6 protein-coding genes are annotated in these 10009 nt (G+C 67.9%); 1 reads left to right on the forward strand and 5 read right to left on the reverse strand.

What is annotated here, in order from left to right; all coding sequences use genetic code 11:
- Positions 1-38: 38 nt before the first annotated feature.
- The 5 genes from WAX14_RS10365 to WAX14_RS10385 form a co-directional block, all read right to left on the reverse strand.
- Positions 39-950, reverse strand: a complete 912-nt coding sequence (locus tag WAX14_RS10365; RefSeq protein ID WP_422627999.1) for a cutinase family protein — start codon at positions 948-950, stop codon at positions 39-41.
- A gap of 91 nt (positions 951-1041) precedes the next feature.
- Positions 1042-1830, reverse strand: coding sequence for a hypothetical protein (locus WAX14_RS10370; protein ID WP_422628000.1), 789 nt, complete (start codon positions 1828-1830; stop codon positions 1042-1044).
- 103 nt (positions 1831-1933) lie between these two features.
- Positions 1934-3400 carry a glutamate synthase subunit beta gene (locus WAX14_RS10375; protein ID WP_422628001.1) on the reverse strand — a complete coding sequence of 489 codons (1467 nt, stop codon included), beginning with the start codon at positions 3398-3400 and terminating at the stop codon, positions 1934-1936.
- On the reverse strand, positions 3393-7988 hold the full coding sequence (gene gltB, locus WAX14_RS10380; RefSeq protein WP_422628002.1) for a glutamate synthase large subunit: 4596 nt from the start codon (positions 7986-7988) through the stop codon (positions 3393-3395). The genes WAX14_RS10375 and gltB overlap by 8 nt, the downstream gene beginning before the upstream one ends.
- Before the next feature lie 335 nt (positions 7989-8323).
- Positions 8324-8887, reverse strand: coding sequence for a TetR/AcrR family transcriptional regulator (locus WAX14_RS10385; protein ID WP_422628003.1), 564 nt, complete (start codon positions 8885-8887; stop codon positions 8324-8326).
- A 56-nt stretch (positions 8888-8943) separates the two neighbouring features.
- On the opposite strand from WAX14_RS10385, the gene WAX14_RS10390 reads away from it, so the two are divergent.
- The gene (locus tag WAX14_RS10390; protein ID WP_422628004.1) at positions 8944-9975 is read left to right on the forward strand and encodes an FAD-dependent monooxygenase; all 1032 of its coding nucleotides are present in this window, start codon (positions 8944-8946) and stop codon (positions 9973-9975) included.
- Positions 9976-10009 lie beyond the last annotated feature (34 nt).

Raw genomic sequence — 10009 nt, forward strand, 5'->3', positions numbered from 1 at the left:
GTTGTGGCCCCCGGAGGGGCCACAACGGCACACGACTCCTACACCTTCCCGGCTAGCCAGTTCCGCAGCCACGTCGTCGCGGTGGTGCCGCGGTCGTCGACGACATAGGTGCCGTAGTCCTGGTGCACCTGAGATTCGTAGAACCGGCGGATCTCCACCTCGCGCGCATCGTTGGCTTGCGGGGCGAGCTGCGATTGCAGGGTCGCCAGTCCGCCGGCCGACATGATGTCGCCGTACAGGCCCTCGGCCGCGACCCGGTGATCGTTCAGTTGATCCGGGGTGCTGCCCGCACCGACTGCGAGGAATCCGGCCATCCGGGTGACGAAATCGTCTTTCGGGGTCGAGCAGTACAGGTCTCCGGCCGCGCAGATCGTCCGCACATCCGAGCTGACGAAGCCGAACCCGCCGACGCGACTGCCACCGGCGCCGTTGCCGGCCACCGACGGGCCGACCAGGATGTCGGTTTCGGAACGCCGCGGATCCGAGAGCAACCCGACCGCGACCAGCCGGTGCGGCGGTACCACGCCGAGGCCCGTTCCGATCTCCGCGGCGAGATCGCCTGCGGCATCGGCACCCTGGCTGTATCCGACGAGCGCGAAACGGGTGGACGAGCACTGCACCGCGGTGGACGCGATCAGGGCCCGCGCATTGTCGACGGCGCGCTGACGCGACGCGGCGTACACGTCGCCCTCCCACGGGAAAGCGGTCGCCGGGTACTGCACGTAGTCGACGCGGGTACCGGCGGGCAACCCGGAGGTCACGGCCGCGAGCATTCCGTTGCCGCGGGCCGGATCGGGGGTGCTGGACGTCTCCCACGTTCCCGGTACCGCCACCACGTTCAGGCTCGGGCACCACGCCGGATCCGCCTGCGCCACAGGGACAGCCACCGCGGAACCCAGCACAACGCCCGCGGTGGCCGCCAGCAGCGTCAGTGTTCTCTTCAGCCCCACCACGAATCCCCTGTCGTCTCGTCGACACCGCACGCGCCCGATTGTTCAGGCAGACTATGTCACGGTTGTGAACGAAACGTGACCTGAAGATTCATTTCCGGATGACCGTGACCGGTCCGCCGCCGATGTTCGTGACGAACACGTTCCCCGTCCCGTGGTCGAATGTCTGGCCGACGACACTGCGATCGACGACACGGTCCCGTGATCCGGCGTCGTGCACGACCGTCACCGCAGGCCCGAACAGGTTGGTGACATAGACGTTGCCGGTGATCGGATCCGTCACGACCATGCCGGGCGGTGCGGGGATCTCCGCGGGCAGCGGCCCCTCGGCCGCATCCCAGTCCGCGACCGTCACCGATCCGGCACCGACGTTCGTGACGAACACGCCCCCGCGGCCTGCATCGAGTACCAATTCCGGGATGCCCTCCGGTGCGGGTTCGTGCACCGCCGCAGGCCCCGGCGCGATCCAGCGCCGATCCACCGTCACCGCCCCCACGCCGACGTTGGTGACGGCGACGTTGCCGATTCCACCGTCCACGCGCATTTCGACGGGCGCGGCGGACACGGACGTCCGGCCGTCGACTCGTCCCGCCGGCCGCGTGACCGACACGCTGCCGGGACCGAGATTCGTGATGCACGCGTTGCCGCTGCCACCGTCCAGTCCGATGAGGCGGAGGTCCTCGAACCCGAAAACCGGTGCGACAGGGGCGCCACCGTCCACGACGACCGGTCCACCGAGGTTGCGCACGCAGTCACCTGCGACCGCGTCCCCCGTGTCGGCCGCGGCCGGTGCCGCCGCCACCACGGCAACGGCCGCCACCCCGGCAAGTGTGGCAGCGCCCGCCAGTGATCGCTTCGTGATCCTGTGCCTCCCGGTCATGCGCTCGACAATAACGGCCCGGTGGACGGACGGCAGGGTAAACCGGACAAGGCGCGTCCTCCGGGTGTTCCCGGCGGACGCGCCCTGTCGGCGAGTGGCTACCTCAGCGCTGCGGCATCGTGCTGGTGGTGATCGGCTCGGGAAGCGCCGTTGCTCCCTCGAGGTACCGATCGACCGCCGCCGCGCAGGAGCGGCCCTCTGCGATGGCCCACACGATCAGAGACTGACCGCGGCCCATGTCGCCGGCGACGAACACGCCGTCGACGTTGGTGGACCACTCCGTGGAGCGGGCGACGTTGCCACGCTCGTTGTAGTCCACCCCGAGATCGGTGAGCAGACCAGGTTTCTCGGGGCCGACGAAGCCCATCGCGAGGAGAACCAGGTCGGCTTCGATCTCGAAATCCGTGCCGTCGACCTTCTCGAAGCGCCCGGCGACCATCTGCACCTCGTGTGCCTTCAGTGCCCTGACCGTGCCGCCGTCACCGACGAATTGCTCGGTGTTGACGGAGAACACGCGCTCGCCGCCTTCCTCGTGCGCGGACGACACCCGGTACATCAGCGGGTAGGTCGGCCACGGGGTCGAGTCGGCGCGCTCCTCCGGCGGACGCGGCATGATCTCGAACTGGTGCACGCTGGCCGCACCCTGACGATGGGAGGTGCCCAGACAGTCGGCGCCGGTGTCGCCGCCACCGATGATGACGACCTTCTTGCCGCGCGCATTGATGGGCGGCAGACCGTGCTCGTCGGTGATCGCGTCCCCGAGCTGCACGCGGTTGGCCAACGGCAGAAACTCCATCGCCTGATGGATGCCGTCGAGCTCACGTCCCGGGATCGGCAGGTCGCGGGCGACCGTCGCACCACCGGAGAGGACCACGGCGTCGAACTGCTCGCGCAGCTCGGCGGCGGTGATGTCCACACCGACGTTCACACCGGGCTTGAAGATGGTGCCCTCGGCCTCCATCTGCGCCAGGCGGCGGTCGATGATCGCCTTCTCCATCTTGAACTCGGGGATGCCGTACCGGAGGAGACCGCCGATGCGATCCTCGCGTTCGAAGACCGTCACGGTGTGGCCGGCGCGGGTGAGCTGCTGGGCCGCAGCCAGACCCGCCGGTCCGGAACCGACGACCGCGACCTTCTTGCCGGTCAGCTTCGACGGCGGAATGGGGACGACCCCGTCGTCGGCGAATGCCTTCTCGACCAGTTCGACCTCGACCTGCTTGATGGTCACCGGGTCCTGGTTGATGCCCAGGACACACGACGCCTCGCAGGGGGCCGGGCACAGCCGCCCGGTGAACTCCGGGAAGTTGTTGGTGGCGTGCAGACGTTCGATGCCGTCTTCCCACTTACCCTTGTAGGTCAGGTCGTTCCACTCGGGAATCAGATTCCCGAGGGGACAACCGTTGTGGCAGAACGGGATACCGCAATCCATGCATCGGCTGGCCTGGGTTTGGAGGGTGTCGTGAGCGAACGGCTCGTACACCTCCTTCCAGTCGAGCAGCCGCAGGGGGACGGGCCGGCGGACCGGCGTCTCACGCGAACCGTGCTTGAGGAAGCCGCTTGGATCACCCACGAGCCGCCTCCATGATCGCCTCGTCCACGTTCGCGCCACGAATGGTGGCGTCCTTGATTGCCATGAGCACCTTCTTGTAATCGCGAGGCATGACCTTCGCGAAATGGCTGACCTGCTGCGACCAGTCGGCCAGGATGCGGGCTGCGACCTCGGAGCCCGTCTCGTCACGGTGCCGTTCGATGACGGCCTTGAGCCACGCGAAGTCCTCACCCTCGAGGTCCTCGAGGTCGACCAGTTCGGTGTTCAGGTTGTCCTCGAAGTCGCTGTCCGGGTTGTAGACGAACGCGACACCACCGGACATGCCCGCACCGAAGTTGCGGCCGGTCTTACCGAGGATGACCACCTTGCCACCGGTCATGTACTCGCAGCCGTGGTCGCCGACGCCTTCGACGACGGCCGTGGCACCCGAGTTGCGGACCGCGAACCGCTCGCCCGCGATACCGCGGATGAGCACTTCGCCGCCGGTCGCACCGAACAGGATGACGTTGCCTGCGACGATGTTGTCCTCGGCGACGAATCCCGGTGCGGTCGAGTGCGGCGGGCGCACCACGATGCGGCCACCGGACAGACCCTTGCCGACGAAGTCGTTGCCGTCACCGAACAGCCGCAAGGTGATGCCCTTGGGGACGAACGCACCGAAGCTGTTTCCGGCCGACCCGGTAAGGGTGATGTCGATCGTGTTGTCCGGCAGACCTTCTCCGCCGTACACCTTGGTGACCTCGTGGCCGAGCATGGTGCCGACCGTGCGGTTGACGTTGGTCACCGGCGTCTCGATGACAACCTTGTCGCCGCTCTCGAGCGCAGGCCGCGCCTTGGTGATCAGCTCGTTGTCGAGGGCCTTGTCCAGCGCGTGGTCCTGCTGCTTGGTGCAGTACAGGTCCTGCTCCGGGAAGATCGGCGACTCGACCTTGGTGAGCAGTGGCGACAGGTCCAGCTTCGACGCCCGATAGTGGTCGACGGCCTTGGCGGTGTCGAGGACCTCGACCTGGCCGATGGCCTCGTCGAGGCTGCGGAAGCCCAGCTCGGCGAGCAGCTCGCGGACCTCCTCGGCGATGTAGAGCATGAAGTTCTCGACGAACTCCGGCTTGCCGGTGAACCGTTCGCGCAGCACCGGGTTCTGCGTCGCCACCCCGACGGGGCAGGTATCGAGGTGGCACACGCGCATCATGATGCAGCCGGACACCACCAGCGGTGCGGTCGCGAAACCGAACTCCTCGCCGCCGAGCAGCGCCGCGATCATCACGTCGCGGCCGGTCTTCATCTGGCCGTCGACCTGCACGACGATACGGTCGCGCAGACCGTTGAGCATCAGTGTCTGCTGGGTTTCGGCCAGGCCGATTTCCCACGGTGCGCCGGCGTGCTTGAGCGAGGTCAGCGGGGAGGCGCCGGTGCCGCCGTCGTGACCGGAGATGAGCACCACGTCGGCGTGCGCCTTGGAGACACCCGCGGCGACGGTGCCGACACCGAGCTCGGAGACGAGCTTCACGTGGATCCGGGCCTGCGGGTTGGCGTTCTTCAAATCGTGGATGAGCTGCGCGAGATCCTCGATCGAGTAGATGTCGTGATGCGGCGGCGGTGAGATGAGACCGACGCCCGGCGTCGAACCGCGCACCTCGGCGACCCACGGGTACACCTTGTGCGGCGGAAGCTGACCGCCCTCACCGGGTTTGGCGCCCTGCGCCATCTTGATCTGGATGTCGGTGCAGTTGCTCAGGTAGTGCGAGCTGACCCCGAAGCGGCCCGAGGCGACCTGCTTGATCGCCGACCGCCGCCAGTCGCCGTTCTCCTCCGGCGTGAACCGCGACGGATGCTCGCCGCCCTCACCGGAATTCGAGCGGCCACCGAGGCGGTTCATCGCGATCGCCAGGGTCTCGTGGGCCTCGGCGGAGATCGAGCCGTAGCTCATCGCGCCGGTCGAGAAGCGCTTGACTATCTCGGACGCCGGCTCCACCTCGTCGAGCGGCACCGCCGGACGCAGGCCGGTGCGGAACTCGAACAGTCCGCGCAGCGACGCGAGCTGCGTGGACTGGTCGTCGACGAGCTTGGTGTACTCCTTGAAGATCGAGTACTGGCCGGTGCGGGTGGCATGCTGCAGCTTGAACACCGTGTCCGGGTTGAACAGGTGGTATTCGCCCTCACGGCGCCACTGGTATTCACCGCCGACCTCGAGCTCGCGGTGCGCGTGCTCGGACGGACGGTCCAGGAACGCCGATGCGTGCCGCACGGCGACGTCGTGCGCGATCTCGGCGAGTCCGACGCCACCGAGCTGCGACTGCAGGCCGGTGAAGTACTCGTCGACGAGTTCCTGCGACAGGCCGATCACCTGGAACAGTTGCGCGCCGGTGTAGGACGCGAGCGTGGAGATGCCCATCTTCGACATCACCTTGAGCACACCCTTCGAGGCGGCCTTGATGTAGTTCTTGATCGCCTTGTCGAGGGTGATGCCGTCGGGCAGGTCGCCGTTCTGCAGCAGTTCGTCGATCGTCTCGAACGCCATGTACGGGTTGACCACGGCCGCACCGAAACCGCACAGTGCTGCGATGTGGTGCACCTCGCGGGCATCACCGGCCTCGACGAGCAGGCCCGCCTGGGTACGGGTCTTCTCCCGGACCAGGTGGTGATGTACCGCGGAGGTGAGCAACAGCGACGGGATCGGGGCCATTGTCTCGTCGGACTCGCGGTCCGACAGCACGATCAGGCGGGCACCACCGGCGATCGCGTCGGACACCTGGTCGCGGATCGAGTCGAGCGCGGACTTCAGGCCGTCACCGCCGTCGGCGACCTTGTAGAGGCCACGGATGATGACGCTGTTGAAGCCGGGGAACTGCCCGTCGTCGTTGACGTGGATGAGCTTCTGCAGGTCGTCGTTGTCGATCACGGGTGCGGACACCAGGATCTGCCGGCACGACTCGGCGGTCGGATTCAGCAGGTCGCCCTCGGGTCCGAGCATGCCGCCGAGGCTCGTGACGATCTCCTCGCGAATCGCGTCGAGTGGCGGGTTCGTGACCTGCGCGAACAGCTGCTGGAAGAAGTCGAACAACATCCGCGGACGCGACGACAGCACCGCGATCGGGGTGTCGGTGCCCATGGAGCCGAGTGCTTCAATGCCGGCGGCGGCCATCGGCTTGACGAGGAGGTTGACCTCTTCGTTGGTGTAGCCGAAGACCTGCTGGCGCAGCACGACCCGCTCGTGCGACATGTACGTGTACTTGCTCGGCGGCAGATCGTCGAGGCGGCTGACGCCCTGGTCGATCCACTCCTGGTAAGGGTGTTCGGCGGCGAGCTCGCTCTTGATCTCGTTGTCGTCGACGATGCGACCCCGTGCGGTGTCGACGAGGAACATGCGACCCGGCTGCATGCGCATCTTGCGCACGATCTTCTCGGGGGCGATGTCGAGCACACCGACTTCGGAAGCCATGACGACGAGACCGTCGTCGGTGACCCACACCCGGGACGGACGCAGACCGTTGCGGTCGAGCACGGCGCCGATGACGGTGCCGTCGGTGAAGCACACCGACGCCGGGCCGTCCCACGGCTCCATGAGCGCCGAGTGGTATTCGTAGAACGCCTTGCGCGCCGGGTCCATGCTTTCGTGGCGTTCCCACGCCTCGGGGATCATCATGAGCACGGCGTGTGGCAGGCTGCGGCCACCGAGGTGCAGCAGCTCGAGCACCTCGTCGAAGCGCGCGGTGTCGGACGCGCCGTCGGTGCAGATCGGGAAGATCTTGCCGAGTTTGTCGCGGCCACCGAAGATCTCGGAGTCGATGAGCGCTTCACGGGCCCGCATCCAGTTCGCGTTGCCGGTGACGGTGTTGATCTCACCGTTGTGCGCGACGCGGCGGAACGGATGGGCCAGCGGCCACGACGGGAACGTGTTGGTGGAGAAGCGCGAGTGCACCAGGCCCAGCGCCGACTCCACCCGCTCGTCCTGCAGGTCGACGAAGAAGCCTTCGAGCTGCGGGGTGGTGAGCATGCCCTTGTAGACGAACGTCGACGGCGACAGGCTCGGGAAGTACACGGTCTCGCTGCCGGGGCCGTCGTCGCCGGGGCCAAGGTTGCCCAGCTCGTGCTCGGTGCGTTTGCGCACGACATAGGCGCGGCGTTCGAGGTCGATGCCCGTCAGGGTGCGGGCGCCGGAGGCGATGAAGAGCTGCCGGAACGTCGGCATGGCGCTCTTCGCCATCGAGCCGAGGTCGGAGTCGTCGACGGGCACCTCGCGCCAGCCGAGGACCTCGAGGCCTTCGTCCGCGACGATCGCGTCGACGGCGGCCTGCGCGGCGTCGGCTGCGGCAGCATCCTGCGGCAGGAACGCGATACCGGTGGCGTACGCGCCGGGGTCGGGAAGCTCGAAGTCGACGACCTCGCGGAAGTACCGGTCCGGCACCTGGATGAGGATGCCTGCGCCGTCTCCGGTGTTCGGCTCGGCACCCGCGGCCCCGCGGTGCTCCAGGTTCACGAGTGCGGTGATCGCCTTGGCGACGATGTCCCGACTCTTGCGGCCGTGCATGTCGACGACGAAAGCGACGCCGCAGGAGTCGTGCTCGTTCGCCGGGTGGTAGAGCCCTTGAGGCCCGGGAAGATGCTTCATACCTAGCCTTCGTTGCATGTGATAGCACCGACGACCAGCAGCGCTGATGGCCATCTACTTGCTGTGAGCAAGTACCGACACGAGGGTGGATCGGCACCGACAACCGTCAGTATCCGCCCTTCCGCGACGATGCGGGTGCCTTTTTTCGGCAGCTCGGGCTTTGGAACTTTCGGCCGGTGGGGACGTTGTGTGTCCACCGTCTGGAACAGACGATATGCCAAACATGCGGTCATCCCGCAAGCAAGGCTGCCCTACCCAAGCTCTGAACTGCGGTTATCTGCCGTTAACACGGCTGTAGCGCCGCAGTGACACGACCGGGTCCGCGGTGGGGCGGCTCACCGCAGGGCATCGAGCACCCGACGGATGCCGTCGCGCGGATGGGGTTCGTCGTCGGACGTGAGTCGATGCAGGATCACCCCGTCGATGTAATCCATGATCACCCGGGCACAGAGTTCGACGTCACTGTCGCCGGGGATGGTGCCGGCGTCGAGCGACGTGAGCATCCCGATTCCCCATCCACGCAGTTCCTCGCGCCGCGACTGCACCGCCGCGCGCAGTTCCGGTACCGATGCCGCCTCGACGAACAGCGCGTAGCGGGCGCGAGTGCGCACGACGTCGGGTCCGGTGGCGGTGAGAACATAGCCGACGAACAAGTCCTCGAGTTCGCCGATGGTGCGGGGGGCGGGTCCGGTCAGCGCGGCCGCGTCGGCACGGTCGCGGGCGACGAGACGGTCGAGCACACCGTCCAGAAGGGCGCGGCGGGTGCGGAAGTAGTTGGACGTCGAGCCCGCGGCGAGACCTGCCGCAGCGTCGACGCCTCGATGGGTGAGCCCGCGCAGTCCTTCCGTGCCGAGGAGTTCGATCGCCGCGTCGAGGGCGGTGGTTCGCTTGTCCGACACCCCATGACACTACAACAGTAGTGACGGGACACTACAGGCGTAGTAGATTTCGCGTCATGACGACGAATCGAAGCGGCAAGGCCGCGGTCCTCGGCGGCGGCATCGGCGGCCTGACCGCCGCCACCGTGCTGATCCGGCGCGGCTGGCACGTCGACGTGTTCGAACGCTCCAGCGACCTGCCGCAGACCGGTACCGCACTGGGGCTATGGCCCGAAGCCCTCGACGCGCTCGGCGCCGCCGGACTCGCCGGCGCCGCCGAATCGAGGGGCGTGCTACCGACCGCGGGGACGATCCGGCGGTGGGACGGCACGGTCATCGCACGCTCCGAGAACATCCGCCGGTCCGGCCGGCTACTCTCCCGACCAGCGCTGCTCCGCCTCCTCGCGGCCGGCCTCCCCACCGGAACCATCCACTTCGGCCGGGCCGCGCCGCCACCGTCCGAACTCACCGGCTACGACGTCGTGATCGCCGCCGACGGCATCGGCAGCCCCACCCGCGACCGTCTCTTCGGCACCGACTACCGGCCCGTCTACACGGGAATGTCGGCGTGGCGCGGCTGGGTCGCCGGCACCACCGACACCATGAGCGAAAGCTGGGGTCCGGGCGCGCTGTTCGGCATCACCCCACGCGACGGCGACCTCACCAACTGGTTCGCCGCCGTCCGCGCCCCCGCCGGATCGACCGGCGACGCCGACGAACTGCGCGAGCGTTTCCGGCACTGGCATCCCGCCGTCCGCGATGTGCTCGAACGCATCGACCCGAGCACCGTGCTCCACCACGACCTGTACGAGTCGCCGCGGCTGCCGTCCTACGTGCACGGCACCGTGGCGCTGATCGGCGACGCCGCGCACGCGATGGCGCCGAACCTGGGGCGCGGCGCGTGCGAGGCAATGATCGACGCGGCCACCGTCGCGACCCTGCTCACCGAACACCCGGTGACCGAAGCCCTTCGCCGCTACGACCGCGCGCGCCGCGGCCGCACCCAACGGCTCGTGACGGCCTCGCACCTCATGAGTCGGATCACCACAGCGCACCGTGCCACCGGCATCCGCGACGCGATCCTCGCGGGTGCGCTGCGATTCGCCTGAACCGCACGATTTCCTCCCGTGCGGGGCCTACACC

It is taken from the genome of Rhodococcus sp. (in: high G+C Gram-positive bacteria) (assembly GCF_049299235.1).
Lineage (GTDB): Bacteria > Actinomycetota > Actinomycetes > Mycobacteriales > Mycobacteriaceae > Rhodococcus.

Excerpts from the sequence above, each read along its gene's own strand:
- WAX14_RS10370 (WP_422628000.1), bottom strand. The coding sequence starts at position 1,830 with ATGACCGGGAGGCACAGGATCACGAAGCGATCACTGGCGGGCGCTGCC.
- gltB (WP_422628002.1), bottom strand. The coding sequence starts at position 7,988 with ATGAAGCATCTTCCCGGGCCTCAAGGGCTCTACCACCCGGCGAACGAG.
- WAX14_RS10390 (WP_422628004.1), top strand. The coding sequence starts at position 8,944 with ATGACGACGAATCGAAGCGGCAAGGCCGCGGTCCTCGGCGGCGGCATC.